Source organism: uncultured Gemella sp., from assembly GCF_963519265.1.
GTDB lineage: Bacteria > Bacillota > Bacilli > Staphylococcales > Gemellaceae > Gemella.
In genome coordinates, this window is the sequence record NZ_CAUQNQ010000022.1 from 1 (window position 1) to 22,220 (window position 22,220).

22 protein-coding genes and 1 riboswitch are annotated in these 22,220 nt (G+C 32.6%); of the genes, 16 read left to right on the forward strand and 6 right to left on the reverse strand.

The genetic code is table 11. The features are described from left to right. From rpiA to RWN11_RS03895, 6 genes are all read left to right on the forward strand, one after another. Window positions 1-404: ribose 5-phosphate isomerase A (gene rpiA, locus RWN11_RS03870; protein WP_314160472.1), on the forward strand; the 404-nt coding region annotated here is incomplete at its 5' end. Between the two features lie 40 nt (window positions 405-444). Next, window positions 445-762, forward strand: coding sequence for a metal-sulfur cluster assembly factor (locus RWN11_RS03875; protein ID WP_314160473.1), 318 nt, complete (start codon window positions 445-447; stop codon window positions 760-762). Between the two features lie 183 nt (window positions 763-945). Next, complete coding sequence (locus RWN11_RS03880) at window positions 946-1,512, forward strand: DUF402 domain-containing protein (RefSeq protein ID WP_314160474.1); 567 nt, start codon at window positions 946-948, stop codon at window positions 1,510-1,512. Next, window positions 1,493-2,305, forward strand: coding sequence for an NAD kinase (locus RWN11_RS03885; protein WP_314160475.1), 813 nt, complete (start codon window positions 1,493-1,495; stop codon window positions 2,303-2,305). Before RWN11_RS03880 ends, RWN11_RS03885 begins: the two co-directional genes overlap by 20 nt. Beyond that, a complete protein-coding gene (locus RWN11_RS03890) occupies window positions 2,298-3,176 on the forward strand; it encodes an RluA family pseudouridine synthase (RefSeq protein ID WP_314160476.1) in 879 nt (292 codons plus the stop codon). Before RWN11_RS03885 ends, RWN11_RS03890 begins: the two co-directional genes overlap by 8 nt. Before the next feature lie 439 nt (window positions 3,177-3,615). Continuing rightward, entirely contained in the window at window positions 3,616-4,056 is a 441-nt protein-coding gene (locus RWN11_RS03895) for an SIALI-17 repeat-containing surface protein (protein WP_314160477.1), read from the forward strand. A 177-nt stretch (window positions 4,057-4,233) separates the two neighbouring features. On the opposite strand, the gene ribE is transcribed toward RWN11_RS03895, so the two are convergent. The 5 genes from ribE to RWN11_RS03920 all read right to left on the reverse strand — a co-directional run bounded on the left by ribE (window position 4,234) and on the right by RWN11_RS03920 (window position 9,290). Continuing rightward, window positions 4,234-4,695, reverse strand: a complete 462-nt coding sequence (gene ribE / locus RWN11_RS03900; protein ID WP_004263049.1) for a 6,7-dimethyl-8-ribityllumazine synthase — start codon at window positions 4,693-4,695, stop codon at window positions 4,234-4,236. Between the two features lie 13 nt (window positions 4,696-4,708). Further along, a complete protein-coding gene (ribA, locus tag RWN11_RS03905) occupies window positions 4,709-5,884 on the reverse strand; it encodes a GTP cyclohydrolase II (RefSeq protein ID WP_314160478.1) in 1,176 nt (391 codons plus the stop codon). Beyond that, the gene (locus RWN11_RS03910; RefSeq protein ID WP_314160479.1) at window positions 5,877-6,488 is read right to left on the reverse strand and encodes a riboflavin synthase; all 612 of its coding nucleotides are present in this window, start codon (window positions 6,486-6,488) and stop codon (window positions 5,877-5,879) included. Before RWN11_RS03910 ends, ribA begins: the two co-directional genes overlap by 8 nt. Continuing rightward, window positions 6,473-7,543, reverse strand: coding sequence for a bifunctional diaminohydroxyphosphoribosylaminopyrimidine deaminase/5-amino-6-(5-phosphoribosylamino)uracil reductase RibD (ribD, locus tag RWN11_RS03915; RefSeq protein ID WP_314160480.1), 1,071 nt, complete (start codon window positions 7,541-7,543; stop codon window positions 6,473-6,475). The genes RWN11_RS03910 and ribD overlap by 16 nt, the downstream gene beginning before the upstream one ends. A 172-nt stretch (window positions 7,544-7,715) precedes the next feature. Then, window positions 7,716-7,840, reverse strand: a riboswitch (FMN riboswitch). 106 nt (window positions 7,841-7,946) lie between these two features. Beyond that, a complete protein-coding gene (locus RWN11_RS03920; RefSeq protein ID WP_314160481.1) occupies window positions 7,947-9,290 on the reverse strand; it encodes a sodium-dependent transporter in 1,344 nt (447 codons plus the stop codon). Window positions 9,291-9,977: 687 nt separating this feature from the next. Here RWN11_RS03920 and RWN11_RS03925 point away from each other — a divergent pair. Continuing rightward, window positions 9,978-10,733, forward strand: coding sequence for a hypothetical protein (locus tag RWN11_RS03925; protein ID WP_314160482.1), 756 nt, complete (start codon window positions 9,978-9,980; stop codon window positions 10,731-10,733). A gap of 102 nt (window positions 10,734-10,835) precedes the next feature. Here the strand turns inward: RWN11_RS03925 and aldA are convergent, their stop codons facing one another. Further along, window positions 10,836-12,287, reverse strand: a complete 1,452-nt coding sequence (gene aldA / locus RWN11_RS03930) for an aldehyde dehydrogenase (RefSeq protein ID WP_314160483.1) — start codon at window positions 12,285-12,287, stop codon at window positions 10,836-10,838. 448 nt (window positions 12,288-12,735) lie between these two features. Here aldA and gnd point away from each other — a divergent pair, with 448 nt between their 5' ends. The 9 genes from gnd to tpiA form a co-directional block, all read left to right on the forward strand. Beyond that, complete coding sequence (gnd, locus tag RWN11_RS03935; protein WP_314160484.1) at window positions 12,736-14,148, forward strand: decarboxylating NADP(+)-dependent phosphogluconate dehydrogenase; 1,413 nt, start codon at window positions 12,736-12,738, stop codon at window positions 14,146-14,148. Then, window positions 14,138-15,511 (forward strand): glucose-6-phosphate dehydrogenase, encoded by a 1,374-nt coding sequence (gene zwf, locus RWN11_RS03940; protein WP_314160485.1) that lies wholly within the window; start codon window positions 14,138-14,140, stop codon window positions 15,509-15,511. The genes gnd and zwf overlap by 11 nt, the downstream gene beginning before the upstream one ends. Window positions 15,512-15,788: 277 nt before the next feature. Then, window positions 15,789-16,364 carry a carbonic anhydrase gene (locus tag RWN11_RS03945; RefSeq protein ID WP_314160486.1) on the forward strand — a complete coding sequence of 192 codons (576 nt, stop codon included), beginning with the start codon at window positions 15,789-15,791 and terminating at the stop codon, window positions 16,362-16,364. A 15-nt stretch (window positions 16,365-16,379) separates the two neighbouring features. Continuing rightward, a complete protein-coding gene (locus RWN11_RS03950; protein ID WP_314160487.1) occupies window positions 16,380-17,342 on the forward strand; it encodes an asparaginase in 963 nt (320 codons plus the stop codon). 98 nt (window positions 17,343-17,440) lie between these two features. Continuing rightward, window positions 17,441-18,067, forward strand: a complete 627-nt coding sequence (locus RWN11_RS03955; protein ID WP_314160488.1) for an exonuclease SbcC — start codon at window positions 17,441-17,443, stop codon at window positions 18,065-18,067. Window positions 18,068-18,261: 194 nt separating this feature from the next. Beyond that, the gene (locus RWN11_RS03960; protein WP_314160489.1) at window positions 18,262-19,284 is read left to right on the forward strand and encodes a sugar-binding domain-containing protein; all 1,023 of its coding nucleotides are present in this window, start codon (window positions 18,262-18,264) and stop codon (window positions 19,282-19,284) included. 13 nt (window positions 19,285-19,297) lie between these two features. Continuing rightward, window positions 19,298-20,305: a type I glyceraldehyde-3-phosphate dehydrogenase gene (gene gap, locus RWN11_RS03965; protein ID WP_314160490.1), complete on the forward strand. Its 1,008-nt coding sequence runs from the start codon at window positions 19,298-19,300 to the stop codon at window positions 20,303-20,305. Between the two features lie 96 nt (window positions 20,306-20,401). Next, the gene (locus RWN11_RS03970; RefSeq protein WP_314160491.1) at window positions 20,402-21,598 is read left to right on the forward strand and encodes a phosphoglycerate kinase; all 1,197 of its coding nucleotides are present in this window, start codon (window positions 20,402-20,404) and stop codon (window positions 21,596-21,598) included. A 27-nt stretch (window positions 21,599-21,625) separates the two neighbouring features. After that, window positions 21,626-22,220, forward strand: a 595-nt coding sequence (gene tpiA / locus RWN11_RS03975; RefSeq protein WP_314160492.1) for a triose-phosphate isomerase, incomplete at its 3' end; no start/stop codon positions are given.

Below are 22,220 nucleotides of genomic sequence, written 5' to 3' on the forward strand. Positions count from 1 at the left end.
CGATAAAAGGTGGAGGAGCAGCGTTATTTAGAGAAAAAATAGTTGCTGATATTGCTCGTGAAGTAATCTGGATCTATGATGAGAGTAAAGATGTAGAAAAACTTGGTAACTTCAACCTACCTGTAGAGATATTGCCATTTGGTTATAGTCATACTATAAGAAAAATGGAAGAAGAGGGACTAAAACCAGTGTTAAGATTAAAAGATGGAGCTACTCTTATAACTGACAACAATAATTATATTGTAGATTTACACTTAGGTTACGGATTTGATATTAAAGCTGTAAAAGAAAAACTAGAAAGTATAGTTGGAGTAGTAGAGCATGGTTTATTTTTAAACATGTGCAAATTATGTATTAAAGGAACAGAACAGGGAGCTGTAATTATAGAAAATCCAAATAAATAAGGTTAAATTTATTGGAGAGTTAAAGTAAAGAGGTAAAGAAATGGAAACATTAAAAGATAGAGTGATAGAAGCATTAGAAAATGTAATAGACCCTGAGCTTGGTATCGATATTATGAATTTAGGATTAGTGTATGATGTTAAGATGAGTGACGATAATAAGCATGCAATCGTTGATATGACGCTAACATCAATGGGATGCCCTCTAGCACCGATTATCATCGAACAAGTTGAGACATCGCTGCTAGGAGTTGATGAAATAGAATCAGTAGACGTCAACATAGTATGGGAACCAGCTTGGACAAAAGATAGAATGTCACGTTATGCTAAGATTGCTCTTGGAGTAATAGATTACGAATAGAATATAAATATAAAAAGCAATTTCAAAATTGAGTCTAAGAAAAATTTTGAAGTTGCTTTTTTAATATTATTTATAGAAAATGGGTAAAGAAATTTATAAAAAAAATGTTATTAGAGTAGAATGAAATATATTAAATATGTTATAATTAAAAAGACATTAAAAAAGAGTATGAAAGGAGGAACTATGTACAGAGGAGAAAGACCTAAAAAGGGCGATGTAGTAAAAATAATAGCATATAAGCATGATGGTTCTATTCACAGAATTTGGCATAAAAATGTTGTGTTAGAAGCGGATGAACAAGTTCTAATTTTAGCTAACAATAGAACACTTGTCACAGAAAATGATGGAAGAACCTGGGTCACTAAAGAAGTAGCTTTAGTATATTTTCATAATGAATGCTGGTTTAACATAATTTGTATGTTTAGGGAAGATGGGGTACATTATTATTCTAATTTAAGTAGTCCATTTGCATGTGATGTAGATGGAGTGAAATACATAGATTATGATTTAGATATAAAGAAATATCCTGATGGAAAGTATTTCTTACTTGATGAAGACGAATATAATCAGAATAAAGTTCGCTATAAATATGGTGAAAAAATAGATAAAATTTTGAAATATAACGTGAATAAACTTCAAGAATGGATTGATAAAAATCAAGGAGCGCTTGCACCAGATTTTGCAGATGTGTGGTTAGAAAATTATGAAAAAATAATGGGTGAAGATCAAAATGTTACAAGGAAAATTTAGTGTAGAAGTAAGACATGACGAGATTTCAGAAAAAATAGGATTACAACTGAAGGACTTTCTATTATCGAGTAAAATGATAGAAGATAAGGAAAATCCTGATTATGTTTTTGCGATTGGTGGAGATGGGACTGTACTTCGTACTTTTAATAAATATATGGATAAGTTAGATACGGTAAAATTTTTATCGATTCATACAGGGCATTTAGGGTTTTATACAGATTATTCTGCACAAAACTATGAAAAAATATTCTTTGATATGTTAGCGTTAACCCCAAAAATTGAAGAATATCCATTGTTAAGAGTAAAAGCATATTGCTCTAATGGAGATTTGGTTTCTGATTATTATTCTTTAAATGAAGTGACTGTAAACAATCATACAGGAGTAACTTATGCGGCGAAAGTTTATATTAATGGTGTTCACTTCGAAAGTTTTAGAGGGGATGGTTTATGTATAAGTACGCCGACAGGTTCTACAGCTTATAATAAGAGCTTAGGTGGTGCTGTAATTCATCCGCAATTACCATTGTATCAGGTAACAGAAATTGCAGCTTTAAATAATCTTGTTTATAGAACACTAGGGAATCCATTAATCTTATCTCAAAATGATGAGCTTATGATTAAACCTATGAGACCGGAAAATCATCGTATTACAGTAGATCACATGCATTATAATTATGATAGTGTAGCCAAAATAAAAATAACTTTAGCAAAGGATAAAAAGGTTTCTTTTATTCGTTATAATGAAGATAGCTTTTGGCAACGAGTGAAGAGATCATTTATAAAAAATGACTAATATTATTTTAAAATATACAATTCGAGAAGAACAAGTTTTAAGGGAGTTTCTATTAGCGAATAATATTTCCAGAAAAACTTTAACAAGAATAAAGTTTGATAGTGATGGGAGTATAAAGGTAAATGGTAGAGAAGAGAATGTTAGATATCTTTTGAAGATAAATGACATTATAGAGATTACTTTACCTAGTGAAAATTTTAGTGAAGTTGTTAGATTTATAGATAAGCCTATTGATATTGTTTATGAGGATCCTTACTTCTTAATTGTAAATAAAGAGATTAATTTACCCTCAATACCATCTAGAAATCTTGAGGATGAGTCACTTCTTGAGAGAGTAAATTATTATTTTAAAAAGAAAAAGATTAATACAATTCCTCATATTGTTACACGTCTAGATAAAAACACTTCGGGATTGGTATTAATTGCCAAACACAGACATGTTCATGCATTGTTTAGTAATATGGAGATAGATAAGTATTATACTGCCTTGGTAAATGGAAAAGTAAAAAATAACGAAATTATTGAAGCGCCTATCCGACGAGTAAGTTCTAGCATTATAGAACGAGAAGTAGGTGAAGGTGGAGAATTCGCTAAGACTGAATACTGGTTAGAAGAGTATATTTCAGACAAAGATATCAGTGTTGTCAAACTAAAACTTTACACAGGTAGAACGCACCAGATAAGGGTACATATGAAATATAGAGGCTATTCACTCCTTGGCGATGGATTGTATGGTGGAGATATGAGATTAATACCCCGTCAATCGCTTCATTGTAGCAACTTAGCATTTATCCATCCTATAACTGACGAGATGATAAATGTTAGAGTAGATTTGCCTAATGATATGACTAATGTTATTATAAACAAATAAAAACTCGAGGTATGAAGAAAATTGTTCCATGCCTCGAGTTTGTTTAGTAGAATAGAGACTTGATAACTGTTCTGTTATTTATTGTTTAGTTTGTTAAGTTTTCATATTGTATGCCTTTTAATTTTATTTTAAAATATTGGAAAATTTTCCTTTTTCTATTGACAATGGAAGTGACTCAAAAATCGTGATTTCATAGAAACAAGATTTTATCGAGTCCCACCGCACAGTTTATTAGATATCTAAAAAGTTTTTATAAAGTGAATTTAGACATCAATAAACCACTGCGTCTATGAGTTATAATATATACTTTTTTAAGTTTAGGACTTTAGGGGTCAGACCTTTATTTTAAGAAAATTAAAAAAAATCTTATTTTTCTATTGACAATATATATATATATAATGGATGTAAACATATTAAGAAAAAGGAGATTTTATATTTTATGAAATTAAATAAATTTTTAGCAGTAGCAGTAGCAGCTACAGTATTACCATTATCAGTAGCGCATGCTGAAGGATCAGCAGTGAATGATGTACCAGAATTCAAAGGTGGAGTAAACCCAGCTGACGCACCAGTTCTTGAAAAACCTGAGTTCAAAGGTGGAGTAAACGGTGAAGGAACTACAGCAGAACCAAAATACAAAGTTAGACCAGATGGAGTTGTATATAACAACGGAGACGATCAAGGAAGAGCTGCAGTGCACAATGTACCAGAATTCAAAGGTGGGGTAAACGGAGCTGAACCAGCAGTTCTTGATAAACCTGAGTTCAAATTGCCAGCAGGTACAAGTTCTGACGATACTTTCGGTCCAAGAAAAGGTCAAACACCATCTAAAACTCAAAATGGACACAAAACTTTACCAAAAACTTCAGCAGTAAAATAATATTATTTAAATACTTTACTTTAAATAATAATTAATATTTTATACGAACAGATATTAAGAGGGCTAAGTCCCTCTTTTTTTATATAAAAAATAATACAGGGATAGAAATTTTGTTTCAGTCCCTGTATTTATTATGTATAATAAGTTTTTTGAAAGTCAGATCAAGTGTAGTATTTCTTAGATTTGTTTAGTTAAATCTATCATTTCAAGAAGACCTTGAGCACAGTCACTACCTTTGTTTCCTGCTTTTGATCCCGCTCTTTCAATAGCTTGATCGATATCTTCAGTAGTTATTACTCCGAACATAACGGGAATATCACTATTAAGACTAATATGACCAACACCCTTTGCAACTTCATTACAAACTAGGTCATAGTGACTAGTACTTCCACGAATAACACTTCCTAATGTAATAACGCCATCGTATTTATTTGTAGCTACTAATTTTTTAGTGATAAATGGAATTTCAAATGCTCCTGGAACCCAGTAAACATCGATATTTTCTTCTTTTACTTCGTTTCTAATAAGTGTGTCTTTAGCTCCACCTAATAATTTAGAAGTAATAAATTCGTTAAAGCGAGCTACTACAATCGCTACTTTAATATCTTTTCCTATAAATTTTCCTTCAAATGTTGTCATAATAATATTCTCCTTATATATCTAATAAATGATTAAATTTAATTTTTTTTGTCTGTAAATAGTATTTATTTTCTTTTTGTGGTTTTATGTTTATTGGAACACGGTCTACTACATTTATTCCTAAAGAACTTAGCTGTTCTACTTTATCAGGATTATTAGTTAGAAGTTTTACCGATTTAATACCTAAGTAATCAAGTATGTCCACGGCTATAGTATAATCCCTTTCATCGGGAGCGAATCCTAGCTGTACATTAGCTTCGTAAGTATCAACCCCTTGCTCTTGCAGTTGATAGGCAAGAAGTTTATTTCTTAATCCTATTCCACGTCCTTCTTGTCGTAGATAGAGAACAGCCCCACGACCTAAGTCGGAAATTTTTTGAAGTGCTGCATGTAGTTGTTCACCGCAGTCACATCTATGAGAAGTGAAGACATCTCCAGTTAAACACTCTGAGTGAACTCGTATTAATAATGGTTCTTCAGAAGTTAAATCACCTTTGCTAATAATTAGGTGTTCTTTATTAAATTCGTCTTCGAACAGCTGTAAATCAAAATCTCCAAATTCTGTTGGTAACTTTACTTTCACGCTGTCGTTAAATGACAAAAAACGTGTTAACTCATCTAAATCCACGACTGTTAAATTCCATTTTTTAGCGAATTCATACAAGTCATCTCTTCTAGCCATAGTTCCATCTTCATTCATAATTTCACAGATATATGTAGCTTCTGTACTATTAGCTAATCTTGCTAAATCTAAACTTGCTTCTGTGTGTCCGCGACGAACTTTAATTCCACCATCACGACCGATAAGTGGGAACATATGACCAGGTCTATTGAAATCCTCTGGTTTAGAATTCGGATTTGCTAATTCTTTTATGGTTGTTGCTCTTTCAAAAGCTGATATTCCCGTAGTTGATGTTTTATGGTCAACGCTAACTGTAAACGCAGTCTGGTGTGGATCTGTATTTTTATCTAACATAGAGTGTAGATTTAATCTTTTTGCAATCTCAGTTGAAACTGGTGCGCAAATTAAACCACGTGCATGTTTTGCCATAAAGTTAACAGTTTCACCAGTAACTAGTTCAGCTATTCCTACTAAATCTCCTTCAGCTTCTCTGTCATCATCATCAATAAGAACGATTAATTTTCCAGCTTTTAAATCTTCTATTGCTTGTCTTACGTTATTAATCATTAAACTTTCCTCCAAATAGTTTTAATTGAGCTTTAATATATTTCGCTAGTATATCTGTTTCTATATTTACACTATCACCAATTTTTAATTTTTCTAAGTTTGTATGCTTAGCTGTATGTGGAATTAGCGACACTGTAAATTTGTTGTTATCACAAGTTACTACTGTTAAACTTATCCCATTAATAGTAATCGAACCTTGGTTTATAATTTCACCTTGGAATTTACCTGGATAAGAAAAAGTAAGTAGAATGGCATTTTCATCTTTTTGCCTTGCTGCTAACTGTGCTAAACCATCACTATGTCCCGAAACAATATGACCTTCAAATCTGTCTGAATGTCCCATTGCAGGTTCTAAGTTCACAGCATCATTTATTTTTAAATCTTTAAATGTGGTTCTTTTATAAGTCTCTGGCATAATATCTACAGTGAACTGCGATGAACTTTTTTGAACACATGTTAGACATACGCCGTTTACCGCCATACTATCACCAATTTTGTATGTTTCTAGTAAATTCTTACTTGCTTGAATAGTCAGTTTTATACTATGACTAGATTTAATAATTTTTACTATTTTACCTTGCTCTTTTATTAATCCTGTAAACATTGAGAAACTCTCCTTCCTGAGATACGTATATCTTCACCAAGTTTAGTAATCTTAGTATCGTGAAGTTGTATTTTTTCATTTGTTATCCTATTGCTAGTGAATGATGAAATGTTATTTCCACCCAAAAGAGTAGGGGAGATATAGGTTATGACTTCATCCCAATAACCGCTAGCTAAAAATTGATCATGAATGCTTGGTCCACCTTCAACATAAACTGATTGAATACCGAGTTTTCCGATTTCTGATAAAATTTCTTTTATGCTGAATTCTTTAGGTTTAATGAGAGTTACATGTGAAGGTAAGTTTTCGTGTTTAACTTTTGTAAAAATTATAACTTCAGATGAACTATTATTAAACAAATTAAGATTACTCTTTTCAAAAATGGCCCCCTCAGCATCTAGTACAATTCTTTTTGGTGGGAAAAGGGATGTATTAGCGCCAAGTAATGTAGGATTGTCTATTAACACAGTTTTTGCGCCTACGAGAATTGCTTGATAATTATCTCTTTCACTTCTGACAAAATCATAGACTTCTTTACCGGTAATTTGAGTTCTTTCGTTGGTAAAGGCTAGTTTTCCATCGAGACTAGTGGCTTGTTTTAAAACTACATAAGGTCTTTTTTTACTATGAAATAGATTATAAACGTAGTTTAAATTGTAAGCCTCTTTTTCAAGGATACCGGTTATTACTTCTATACCATTATCTTGCAAATATTTAATTCCTTTTCCGCTAACAATAGGATTAGGATCTAATTGAGCAACAACTACCTTAGAGATACCCATTTCTACGATAGCATCTGTACAAGGTGGTTGTTTACCTTTATGATTACAAGGTTCTAAAGTGACGTAAAGTGTTGAATTAAATAATTTTTCAGGAGTTTTGCAAGTAGAAATTGCATTTTTTTCAGCATGTTCACATCCATAGCGAAGATGCGCCCCCCGTGCTATAATTTCATTATCTTTCACAATAATTGCTCCTACCAAAGGGTTAGTATGTGTGTATTTAGCACCACGCTTAGCTTCAAGAAGTGCAAGTTTCATAAAATATTCATGCATATTATCAACTCCTTTCTAATATAATAAAAATCCCAATTACATTTGAAGTTCAAATTTAATCGGGATTGATGGTTAGTTTTATATTTGATTAATAGACCTTAGTACTTTTAGATACACTATAGGCTATAAAAATATTCTCAATAAGTATTAGGTGTTTTTATCCTAATATTACTAATTTCTTCTCCCATCCAGACTGTACTGTCGGTTCTGGAATTTCACCAGATCAGCTTGCGCTCACGGACTTCTAGTAAACTAGTCACCGCCGGTTGGGACTTTCACCCGACCCCGAAGAAATATTTAATTCTGACTTAATATTAACACTAATGAAAACGGTTGTCAATGATAAAAAATAAAAACTATCACAAAATATAAAATATACAATGTGATAGTTTTGTTTAATTTATTATAAGAATTGTGCTAAACAAACGATAAGAATAATAACTGGAAGTACGTATCTTAGTAAGAATAACCATACTTTAAATAATACTATGCTAGATTTTTTATTTTCATCTATGTGTAATTGTTCTAGAGCTACTTTTTTATCAAGTGCATATCCTGTGAATATTGATAAAGCAAGACAACCAAGTGGCATTAGAATATTAGATACTAAGAAATCCATTAAATCGAATATTGTTTTTCCAAATATTAATGTATTAGACAGCGATCCGTAAGATAAGGCAGAAGGAATTCCAACGATGAAAGTTAAGATTCCGATAATTACACTAAATTTAGTACGGTTAGTGTTTCTCTGATTAGTTATATTTCCTACATTAATTTCTAACATAACTACTGATGAAGTAATAGTAGCGAATAAGAATAATATTAAGAATAAGATGTAGAAAATTTTACCGAACGCCATATTGTTGAATAACTGAGGTAGCACGATGAATAATAAACTTGGTCCACCTTCAGATTCCATGCCGAATGAACTCATCGCAGGGAAAATTGCAAGACCAGCCATTACTGAAACTGCAATGTTCATTAATACAACTGAAATACCAGATTGAACAAGATTAGTTCTTCTATCAAGGTAAGAAGCATACGTAAGCATAGCTGTAACCCCGATTGATAGTGCGAAGAATGATTGTCCTAGTGCGAATAAAATTCCAGAACTAGTGATTTTAGTGAAATCTGGTTTTAAGAAATAAGTAACACCGCTCATCGCGTTAGGTAATGTTAATGATCTTGCGATAATTACTAGGAAGATAATGAATAATAGAGGCATCATGATTTTTGATGCTTTTTCAATACCTTTTTGTACACCACGAGATACAATATAAATATTCAATAAGATGAATAATGCTTGTGCTCCTAATGCGATCCAAGTGTTAGAAATAATACTAACGAAAAGTGCCGCATGATCAGTAGTAGAGTGTACTCCAACAGCATCTGCAATTGAAATACCAAGATACACTAGAATCCATCCGCCGATAACACTGTAGAATGATAGTAAGATGAATAGGGCGAATCCACCGATATAACCAATAACATTGTATTTTTTATTTTTTCCTAATTTACCAAAAGTTTTAATTGCTGATACTCCAGCACCACGACCTAGTACGAATTCAGCAAGAAGAAGTGGTAAACCAATTAATAATGTGAAGATAAGGAAGACAAGTAAGAATCCCCCTCCACCATTAGCGGCAGTCATATAAGGGAACTTCCATACTGCACCTAGTCCTATTGCAGAACCAGCAGAAGCAAGTATAAATCCTATTTTAGAACTCCATTTTGAATTGTCTGACATAAATTTTTCCTCCTAAATTTAATTTTAAAAATAAGTAAAAGCTATTTAGAAAATACTAAATAGCTTTTTAGAAATATATATTATTATACTCAAAGACCATTTAGTATTTTTACCAATGGCCGAAAAACAAACTTAACTAGCCATTGTAGACATCGTTGCACTTATATCTACAATGCTATGAGATATAAGTGCTGCTAAAATGGCACAAAAAAGTATTCTCTTTTACTAGTTAAAATAGTGTTTTTCATTATTGAGTAGCTCCTTTTTATAATTGTTGTTAAAATCTTAACATTTATCAGAAAATTTGTCAATTGTTTTTTTGTAATCTTTATGAAAAAATAGAAAAGACATTAAATTTTCGATTTTAATAAAAAAAGTCTGCGTTTGAGTTAATGCTAATTTATGAAAATTATTTTAATTGATAAAAAATATCGAATAGGGGATAAGTTAAATAATTAATATGATTAATTATTTTGTTTAAAAAAGTTACCGAAGGGCTAATGTAAATGGAAAAGAGACGGTTATTTGACTTTCTGCTATAAACAGTTTTAAAAAAAAAATTCTATAAAACCTTTAAAAATTCACGTAAAGTGTTGCATTGAATTTTAATATATGTTAGTATTATAACTATATAAATTTAATGCATAAATTAATGTATTTATATAATAAATAGGAGGAAGTTTAATAATGAACAAAAATATTAAAAAAGTAGTAGCAGCTACAGTAGTTGCTGGATTAGCAGTAGCACCAGTAGCAGCTCAAACAACTGCACCAGTAGCACAAGCTGCGGAGCAAGCTCAATCAAAACACGTTTCAGCTAAATTCGTGCAAAATGAGAAAGGTAACTTCGTACAAGTTACTGCAACTCAAGATGTACAAGCTGCAAAAGTTACAATCTCTGTTGATGGAAAAGGTCAATACACAGTAAACGTTGGAGATCTTAAAAAAGGTGAAACTAAATTAGTACCTTTCAACGTAGATGCTAAAGTAGGAAATGGATTTGCTCCAAAAGCATTACCAAAAACTGCTGCAGTAACTGATCACGTAACAATCTCAAAAACTATCAACTCTCACTTAGTAAGAGCAACAGTTTCTTACAAATACGAAGATGGTAAAGTAGATGTTAAACCAGGAAACAAAGGTGGAGATAAAGTAGATAAAGATCCAAAACCACCAGTTGATTTTAAAGATTTAGTAGGTGGAGGAAATGCACCAGCACCGGCTCCAAGTGATAAACCAGGAGATGTAGCACCGGCTCCAGGAACACCAGGAGATGCGCCAGCTGATAAACCAACTGAACCCGGGAAAGCGGATGGACCAGTTGCAAAAAGCCCAGAGCCAGTAGAACACAAAAAAGATCCAAGAATGGATGATGGAGTTGTACGTAGCGGAGATGATTCTGTAGTTGATCCTAGAACATCAGGAATACCTTTTAACTTATAAAAAGTAAATAACAAAAAGAATTATGGGTTTTAAACTCATAATTCTTTTTCACTAAAACTATCTAAAAAACAGACTCTAGAAATCTAGAGTCTGTTTTTCTTTTTATTCGTTATCTAATTGCATGTAAACAACTTGAGTTGTTAAGTATTCTTCTAAACCATGTTTACCGTCTGCTCCACCGATACCAGATTTACGACGTCCAGCGTGGAATCCTTGCATTGCTTCGAAGTTTTCACGGTTGATGTATGTTTCACCGAATTTTAGACCATTAACTGCTTTGAATGCAGTGTTAAGGTTAGTAGTGTAAACTGATGAAGTTAGTCCGTATTCTGAATCATTAGCATATTCTAATACTTCTTCTAAAGTTTTGAATGTAGCGATTGGGATTACAGGTCCGAATGTTTCTTCTTTCATGATGTTCATTTCGTTAGTTACGTCAGTTAATACAGTTGGTCCATAGAAATATCCAACTTGGTTTTCATCGCGAGTTCCACCATAAGATAGAGTTGCACCTTGTTTTACTGCATAAGCAACTTTTTCAGCAACAGTATCTAAAGCGCGTTTTTCAATAAGTGGTCCGTAATCTACGCCACCTTCTTTATTAGGGTCACCGAATTTAACTTTATCAAGCTCAGCGAATAATAATTTTTCGAATTCATCTTTAACATCTTCGTGTACATATACTCTTTCTGCACAGTTACATACTTGTCCAGAGTTAATTACACGAGAAGCTACGATTGCTTTAGCAGCAAGATTTAGGTCTGCATCTTTGAAGACGATAGCTGGTGCTTTTCCTCCAAGTTCTAGAGAAACGTTAGTAATGTTTTCAGCGGCAGCTTTCATAACTTCTTGTCCAGCTGTTAAGCTACCTGTTAAGCTTACTAATCCAACTTTAGGGTTAGAAGCTAATCTATTTCCAACTACAGATCCACGACCGTGAACAATGTGAAGAACGCCTTTAGGAAGTCCTACTTCTACACAAATTTCAGCGAAAATATCTGCGTTAATTGGTGTTAATTGGCTAGGTTTAATAACGATTGTATTACCTGTTAATAAAGCTGGTGCAGCTTTTCTAGCGATTAAGAAGAATGGGAAGTTCCATGGTAAGATACCAGTTGTTACTCCGTGAGGGCGTTTGAATAGGAAGATGTGTTCATCTTTTCTATCACTTTGGATAATTTCTCCCTCATATCTTCTTGCCCACTCAGCCATATAATCTAAGTAGTCAGCTGTGAATAACACTTCAACTTTTGCTAAATCGAAAGTTTTACCACCTTCATTAACAATAGTTTGTGTAATTTCTGGTTCGCGTTCACGAATGCGTTCTGCAATTTTTCTTAGGTATGCTCCTCTTTGAACAGCTGGTAATTTTTCCCAGTCACGTTGTGCTACTTCTGCAATATCAATTGCACGGTCTACATCTTCTCTAGTTGAAGAAGGAACTTTTGCAAGAACTTCTTCTGTTGATGGATTTAGTACGTCAAGATAATCATAGTTTGAAATGTTTTCAAATTCCCCGTTGATAAAATTTTTTAAAACTCTAACTTCGCTCATAGTTTTAATCTCCTTTTTGTTATTTATAAAAGTAAACGTTATCATTTCTTTGATATCATTATATATTATGAAAAAATATAAATCAAGTAGTTTGTTTATACTTTTTGATATATATTTATATATTTAAAGCTCTAACTTAAGAATTTTATTAAAAAAATTATGTAAATTCAAAATAAAAAGTAAACATTAATTTTAAAATATTAAAAAATCAAAGTAAGGATTAGATACCTGTAACATATCAAGTAAAACGCATACAAAATAATTTTGTGATACTATATTTTAAAAAAATAATTTTTGGACTTAGTACAGATTATAGTTAAATAGTATATTTAATACATTAAGTAATTAAAGTAAATAATAGTAAAAAATTTTCTCAAGCAAAATTATTTCCATATTCAATATATTTAGTGGTATAATCTTATGTAAGAAACAATTAGGAGGTTCATTAATGAAACAGAACATAGGAGTTATTGGTTTATCAGTAATGGGAAGTAACTTAGCTTTAAATATCGCGGACAATGGATTTAAAGTTGCGGTATTCAACAGAACAACAACAGTTGTTGATAAAATGTTAGAGGAGCACCCACACAAAAATGTAGTAGGAAGATATTCTCTACAAGAGCTAATTGACGGTCTAGAAAAACCTAGAAAAATCGTTTTAATGGTTAAAGCTGGGTTTGCTGTTGATAGTTTAATAGAACAATTAACACCACTATTAGAAAAAGGTGATATTATTATCGATGGAGGAAACTCATTCTTCAAAGATACTCAAAGAAGATACGATTTATTATTAGAAAAAGGAATCAACTACTTCGGTGTTGGTGTATCAGGAGGAGAAGAAGGTGCAAGATTTGGTCCTGCTCTAATGCCTGGTGGAGATGAAAAAGCATATGAAGAAATTCGTCCGATTTTAGAAGCTATTGCTGCTAAAGTGAATGATGTTCCTTGCTGTAGCTACACTTCAACTGGTGGAGCAGGTCACTATGTGAAAATGGTCCACAATGGTATTGAGTACGGAGATATGCAATTAATCTCTGAAGCTTACAAAGTTCTTAAACACTTAGGTGGATTTACTAATGAAGAATTACAAGAAACTTTTGAAGAGTGGAATAAAGGTGAATTAGAATCTTATCTAATTGAAATTACTGCAAATATCTTCAAAGTTAAAGAAGAAGATGGAAGCTACTTAGTGGATAAAATCTTAGATAAATCTCAACAAAAAGGTACAGGTAAATGGACTAACGAGCAGGCTATTGATTTAGGAATTGATGTGTCAGTTATTACGGCTGCATTAAATGGAAGATATATGTCTAATCTTAAAGAAGAACGTGTTCGTGCTGAACAAGAATTCACTCGTAAACCTTATGCGGTTGTAGAAGATAAAGAAAGATTAAAAAATATTGTGAAAGATGCATTATTCATTTCAAAAATTGTATCTTATGCACAAGGATTTAAATTACTACAAGCTGCTGAAAAAGAATACAACTGGACTTTTGATTATTCACAAATTGCTAAAATTTTCCGTGGTGGATGTATTATTCAAGCGAAAATTTTACAAAACATTATCGAAGCATATCAAAATAATCCAAAATTAGAAAACTTAATCTTTGATCCATTCTTCAAAGAAGTAATCGAAACAAGACAAGATAGTTTACGTGAAGTTGCGGCATTAGCAATTACTAACAGATTACCACTAAGTGCTATGACATCTGCAATTTCATACTTAGATATTTACACTACAGCTAATAGTGGAGCTAACTTAATTCAAGCACAACGTGACTATTTTGGAGCACATACTTTTGAGAGAACTGATAAAGAAGGAAGTTATCACTATGACTGGGTTGGAAATAATGGAAAATAAAACAGCAATAACTTTATTTGGAGGGACAGGGGATCTTACTTATAGAAAACTGTTACCTGCATTATATAATTTAAATTCATTAGGGAAATTAGCCGATGATTTTAAGGTTGTCGTGATAGGGCGTAGGGCATACACGCAATCAGATTATATCGATATCGCTCGTACGTGGGTTAAAGAATATGCTCGTACAAAATTTGATGATGAGCAATTTGATGCATACGCTAAAAGAATTATCTATTTCAAAATGGATATGACAAATGAAGATGATTATGAAATGTTACAGAAGTTCTATGCTGAACAAGATATACAAAATCACGTATACTACTTCGCAGTAGCACCTTCGTTCTTCATAACTATTACGAATGGACTTAAAAAATATTGTTCTGAAAATAATGCGAAGGTTATTATCGAGAAACCATTCGGAGAAGATTTAGAAAAAGCTGGATTACTAAATGATGAGCTGGCAAAATTCTTCGATGAAAATGAAATTTATCATATTGACCATTATTTAGGTAAAGAGATGATTCAAAATATTCTTTCTTTACGTTTTGAAAATATAATCTTCAAAGGTATTTGGAATAAAGATTTTATCGAAAATGTTCAAATTACTGCTGCCGAAACAGTTGGAGTTGGAACAAGAGCGAGTTACTATGATAAGAGTGGTGCTTTAAAAGATATGGTTCAAAACCATTTATTACAAGTGTTATCGCTAGTAGCGATGGAAGAACCTAAAGAACCAGGAAGCCGTGGTATTCATGAAAGTCAATATAACCTTCTTGCTTCACTTAAACCGATTGAGGATGTTCACGAAAGTCTAGTAATGGGACAATATGAAGGGTATCTTCAAGAAGAGAATATCCCAGCTGATTCTAAGACAGAAACTTATGTAGCGCTAAAATTATTTGTAGATAATGAGCGTTGGCAAGGTGTTCCATTCTTTATAAGAACTGGTAAAAAACTAGAAAAAAGAGAAACTCAAGTAGTTGTTCAATTTAAAGCTGTTGGATCTTCTCCAGGTAATGTATTAATAATAAAAATTCAACCTGAAGAAGGTGTGTATTTCCAATTTAATGCTAAAAAACCAGGAACTGAACAAGAATTGCAACCTATCTCTTTAGACTTCTGTCAAAGTTGTATTTTAGAAAATATAATAAATACTCCGGAGGCTTATGAAAGACTATTAGATGCTTGTTTCAGAGAAGATAGAGCATTATTCTCGCAATGGAATCAAATTGTAGCTTCATGGACATTTGTAAATGAATTAATAGCTAAGTATGAAGAACAAGGTTCTCCATTATATACTTATGAACAAGGGTCAAAAGGTCCTAAAGAAGCTGATGAACTTGTTAATTGGGTTAAATAGATAATTAAATGTATTGTGTGAGTAAAATCATGCAATACATTTTTGCTATTTTAAAGATGAAATCTTAAGAGGGCTTGAATTATATATGAAAGTAGAGTTGATTTTTTGCTAAAAAATTTTTAAAATTAGAATGTTATTTAGTGTGTATTTACATCATAAAAATTTGATAATACTAGGATAAATATCGTTTGATGAAATTGCAAAGTTTACGATAAAAGATAAGTGTAGTATAATTAAAAGGTGAATAAAAATAGAGAGTTTGAAAAGGAGCAATGAAATGAGACTTTTAGATTCAATGTTAGAGTATAATGAGTATTTCGTGAGGTTTGGGGAATATCAAAAATATAAAACCGAAGATAAATATCCTGCAAAGAGAGTAGTGATGTTTACGTGTATGGATACAAGATTAGTGGAATTAGCGACAAAATCACTAAACTTGTCTTCTGGAGATGTGAAAGTAGTAAAAAATGCTGGAGCAATCTTAACTCATCCATTTGGTTCTATAATGAGAAGTTTGATAATAGCTGTTTATATGCTTAAAGCAGATGAGATTATCGTCATGGGACATCATGATTGTGGTATGCAAAATATTGATACTAATTTAATTATGGAAAAAATGCAGAGTAGGGGTGTAGGTAAGGAAACTTTAGATATTTTGCAGTATTCAGGACTTGATTTGAGTTCGTGGTTACATGGTTTTGATGATGTTAATGAAAGTGTAGCTCATGACGTAAATATGATAACGAAACATCCATTGATTCCAAAAGACGTACCTGTTCACGGGTTAGTTATTAATCCCGAAAATGGAAAAGTAGAATTGGTAGTTAATGGCTATAATAATTTAAGGAAATAGGAAGGGGTGCCTAAGTTGAAAAAAATACTAATATTAAATACAGGTGGTACTATTTCTATGAGTGAAGATCAAAAAACAGGTAAAGTTGCTCCTACTGATAGTAATCCTATAGGTGTCGGAGGTAATATATTCTCTTATATTGGAGATTTACATGTTGAAGACTTATATCATCTAGCCTCACCCCAAATAACGCAAAATGAAATGTTAGGTATTAAAAATAGAATAGAAAAGACTATTCAAGAAGGTTATGAAGGTGTAGTAGTAACGCACGGGACAGATACTCTTGAAGAAACGGCGTATTATTTAGAGTTAACTTTAGATGTAAATATTCCAGTTGTTGTAACTGGAGCTATGCGTTCAAGTAATGAAATAGGTGCAGATGGATTAGCTAATCTAAGAAGTTCGTTAGTAGTTGCTACTGATGATGAAAGTAGTGATAAAGGTGTTTTAGTAGTAATGAATGATGAAGTCCATACTGCAACGTATGTTACAAAAACGCACACAACTAATGTAGCTACATTTCAAACACCAACCTTCGGACCTATAGGGCTAGTATCAAAAAATAAGGTTATATATTTCCAAAAGTTGATAAAAGAAGAACATTATAATGTGGCTACTACTGATAAGAGAGTGTATCTATTAAAAGCCTATGCTGGTATGGATGGGAAGTTGATTGATGCTGTAGTTGAACTAGGAGCAGATGGATTAGTTATAGAAGCATTAGGAGCAGGTAACTTACCTCCAAAAACTGTGCCTGCTGTTAAAAGTTGTATTGAAAAAAATATACCTGTAGTCTTTGTTTCACGTGCATTTAATGGAGTTACCCAGGATGTTTATGACTATGAAGGTGGAGGGAAAAGATTTCAACAAGATGGGGTTATCTTTACAACAGGATTAAGTGGTCAAAAAGCTAGAATTAAATTAATGATTTTATTAGAGGCGGGTATTCCATTTGAAAGGTTACGAGAATTGTTTTAATAATTATTTGAAATGTTATCAATGTGCAAAGAAGGTTGAATATTTTTTGTAATTATGGTAGTATATTAAAAGATTAAAATTAGGATAGAGGTGCAAAATTGAAATTTAAATATCACAAGTCGTACCGAGGTTTTTATCTATTAGATGAAAATAAATTTAAACGACCTTATCAAAAACTAGATCAAGAGAAAACGTTAAAAAATTTAGGTGAAGAAACTGAGTTTGATAAAAATGAAATCTTAGACATCGAGGATAATTTAGTAATTTTTGTCGAAAAAGATGCTGAACAACCTATAAAGGAAAAAACAGAGAAAAAGAAGAATAGTAAGAAAAAAATAGAGGATATAGATTTTGAGGTTTTAGAACTGAAATATAAAATTCCAAGACTTCTTTTGAAAAAATTATACAGTATTATTTCGGAGAATTCGGAAAGAGCTGCACTTGATTTACAATCAGTTTTATCTGTAATAGAAAATATTACATTTGCAGACAGTCTATTTTCTTCGAAGGTTAAGAAAATCTTCTATTATAGCGATAGTGAATTAGAGAATTTACTTTCTAGATATAATTTTGATAATATTAATGTTGCTGAGTTTAAAAAAGATATTGAAGTAAATTATCCTAGTCAATACATCTCTGAACTACCAATTGATTATAAAGAATATGAAATGATTTTTGTGTTCTATTTCATAATACAGATAGAATTATTGACAATTTTAAAATAAAAATGAATTTTTTGATTAAAATCTTTCTGAAAGGACTTGATTTTTTGTTAAGCCTTTGCTATAATTTTAATCAGAAAGTTTATTTTTTTAAAATATGTTGGTCGGTAAATGACCTAACCGGACAAAAGATGTCCACAAATAAATTTTCAATATTATAGAGGAAACTTAAAATGGATATTTTACATTTGTTACATATGCAAAGTAGACTCGTTCCAGAAATGTTTATGAAATTTAACAATAGATACGAACTGTTGGTTACAATAAAGGTTAATCAACCTGTTGGTCGAAAAACATTGTTGAATTTTATTAATATGACAGAAAGGCAATTACGTACGGAATGTGAAGTTTTATCCAAGTTAGGATTGATTACTAAAAATGCTACAGGGATGAGCGTTACTGAAAAAGGAGAAATACTTCTTTTAGAAATAAAAGAAGCGGTTATAAACGATGTCTTTGCTAAAGAGAGAAGTTTTATAAAGAATCATTTTTCTATAAAGCAAGTTCATATAGTGGCAGGTGACTTTATTAATAATGAAGCAACTAGAGAAGAAATGACAAGCCTACTTTTGGATAAAGTTAATGCTAAAATAACTAAAGATTGCGTAATTGGAGTCAGTGGTGGAAGTACAATGTACTACATAGCCGGCAAAGCTAATGCAACATTTGGTTATGGGAAAAATGTTACTATAACACCGATAAGAGGTGGTCTATCTGTGGTGGATACGGAGTATCAAGCGAATGATATAGCTTCTAAAATGGCTAAAAATTCAGGACATGCATATCAATTGTTACATGCACCGGATAACATAGGGGAAAAGGCATTAGAAGAGCTTGTGAAAGAGCCTGTTGTAAAAAATGCGCTTGATATTATAGAAAAAACATCCATAATTATCCATAGTATAGGAAATGCTTTTGAAATGGCAGAAAGACGAAAATCGTCTAAAGAAGTTTTAGAAGTACTAGAAGAAAAGAATGCTGTGAGTGAATCATTCGGAAGTTATTTTGATGAGAACGGCAGCGAGATATTTAAAACCTCTACTATAGGTATGAGTTTTAAAGATGTTAATGGCATTGATAATGTCTTTACGATAGTTGGTGGTGCTGCAAAAGCTGATGCGGTATTTAGTTATTTAAATACTAGACCTGCTAATGCCACACTAATTATTGACGAGGCTATTTGCAAAAAAATTATAAAAAAAGTTAATAAAAATTTTTAGGAGGAACTAAAAAATGACAGTAAAAGTAGCAATTAACGGATTTGGACGTATCGGACGTCTTGCTTTAAGAAGAATCCAAAACGTAGAAGGAATTGAAGTAGTAGCGATTAACGACTTAACACCAGTTAATCAACTAGTTCACTTATTAAAATATGATACAACTCAAGGTCGTTTTGACGGAGAAGTATCAGCAGCAGAAGGAAGCATCGTAGTAAACGGTAAAGAAATCAAAGCTTTCGCTAATCCAAATCCAGCTGAATTACCATGGGGAGAATTAGAAGTAGATGTAGTATTAGAATGTACTGGTTTCTTCACTTCTAAAGAAAAAGCAGAAGCTCACGTTAAAGCAGGAGCTAAAAAAGTTGTAATTTCTGCTCCAGGTGGAAACGACGTTAAAACTGTAGTTTACAACGTAAACCACGAAATCTTAGATGGATCTGAAACAGTTATCTCAGGTGCTTCATGTACTACTAACTGTTTAGCTCCAATGGCTAAAGTGTTAAACGACAAATTCACAGTTGTAGAAGGATTAATGACAACTATCCACGGATACACTGGGGACCAAAACACACTAGACGCTCCACACCCTAAAGGAGACTTACGTCGTGCTCGTGCTGCAGCTGCTAATATCGTACCTAACACAACTGGTGCTGCTAAAGCAATCGGATTAGTAATTCCAGAATTAAGCGGTAAATTAGATGGAGCTGCTCAACGTGTACCTGTACCAACAGGATCATTAACTGAATTAGTAGCAGTTGTAGAAAAAACTGTTACAGCTGAAGAAGTTAACGCTGCTATGGAAGCTGCTGCTAACGAATCATTCGGTTACAACGTAGACCCAATCGTATCTTCTGATATCGTAGGAATTTCTTACGGATCATTATTCGATGCAACTCAAACAAAAGTTATCACAGTTGGTGACAAACAATTAGTTAAAGTTGTATCTTGGTACGACAACGAAATGTCTTACACTGCTCAATTAGTAAGAACATTAAAATACTTTGCAGGATTAATCAAATAATCTAATTAGGTAATAAATAAGAGTAGATAAGATATAAGTTGATTTTGACTTATATCTTGTCTCATATATTCCAAAAATATTTAAAAGGAGCTTTCCATGAAGAAATCTATTAAAGACTTAGGTAACTTACAAGGAAAAACTGTCTTAATGCGTGTTGACTTCAACGTGCCTTTAAAAGATGGTGTAATTACAAACGATAATCGTATTACTGCAGCATTACCAACTATTGAGTATGCTTTAAATCAAGGAGCTAAAGTAGTGGCGTTCTCTCACTTAGGACGTGTTAAAGAAGAAGCTGATAAAGCTTCAAAAAGTTTAGCACCGGTTGCTAAAAGATTATCAGAATTATTAGGTAAAGAAGTGAAATTCGTAGCTGAAACTCGCGGAGCTGAATTAGAAGCAGCGGTTAAAGGATTAAATGAAGGTGAAATCTTAATGTTCGAAAACACTCGTTTCGAAGATGTAGATGGTAAAAAAGAATCTAAAAATGATCCAGAACTTGCTAAATATTGGGCTTCTTTAGGTGATGTATATGTAAACGATGCATTCGGTACAGCTCACCGTTCTCATGCTTCAAACGTAGGTATTGCATCTAACATTGGTGAAGGAAACTCTGCTTCTGGATTCCTAGTAGATAAAGAAATTAAATTTATTGGTGGAGCAGTTGATAACCCAGAAAGACCACTTGTTGCAATCTTAGGTGGAGCAAAAGTTTCTGATAAAATTGCAGTAATTGAAAACTTATTAGATAAAGCTGATAAAGTAATCATCGGTGGAGGTATGGCTTATACTTTCATGAAAGCACAAGGTAAAGAAATCGGAATTTCACTTTGTGAAGATGATAAAGTTGAATACGCTCGTGAACTTATGGCAAAAGCTGGTGATAAATTAGTATTACCAATCGATACAGTTGTAGCTAAAGAGTTCTCAAATGATGCACCTAGCCGTGTTGCTGAAGGTGATATTCAGCCTGATGAAGAAGGATTAGATATCGGTCCTAAAACTGTTGAATTATTCAAAAACACTCTTGAGGGAGCAAAAACTGTAATTTGGAACGGGCCAATGGGTGTGTTCGAAATGCCAAACTTCGCAAAAGGTACAATTGGTGTATGTGAAGCTATTGCTCACTTAGAAGGTGCTACTACTATTATTGGTGGTGGAGACAGTGCAACAGCAGCTATTTCTTTAGGATATGCAGAAAAATTCTCGCACATTTCAACAGGTGGGGGAGCTTCTCTAGAATACCTAGAAGGAAAAGTATTACCAGGAATTGATTCATTATCAAACAAATAATTTTTAAAACTCAAGGAGAGTAACATTATGTCAAGATTACCATTTATCGCAGGAAACTGGAAAATGAACAAAAACCCAGAAGAAACTAAAGCATTCGTTGAAGCTATCGCTGGGAAATTACCATCAGCAGACAAAGTTGAAGCTGGTATTGCAGCTCCAGCTGTGGATTTAAGTGCATTACTTAGCGCTGCTGAAGGAACAGGATTAAAAGTTGCAGCTCAAAACTGTTACTTTGAAAATTCAGGTGCTTATACTGGTGAAACTTCACCAAAAGTATTAGCTGAAATGGGAGTTAATTATGTAGTAATCGGTCACTCAGAGCGCCGTGAATATTTCCACGAAACAGATGAAGATATTAACAAAAAAGCAAAAGCTATTTTTGCGAATGGATTATTACCAATCATCTGCTGTGGTGAAACACTTGAAACATACGAAGCAGGTAAAGCTGCTGAATTCGTAGGGGCTCAAGTAAAAGGAGCGTTAGCTGATTTAACAGCTGAACAAGTAGCATCATCAGTTATCGCTTACGAACCAATTTGGGCTATCGGAACAGGAAAATCAGCTACTAAAGAAGATGCACAAAAAATGTGTAAAGCTGTTCGTGATGTAGTTGAAGGACTAT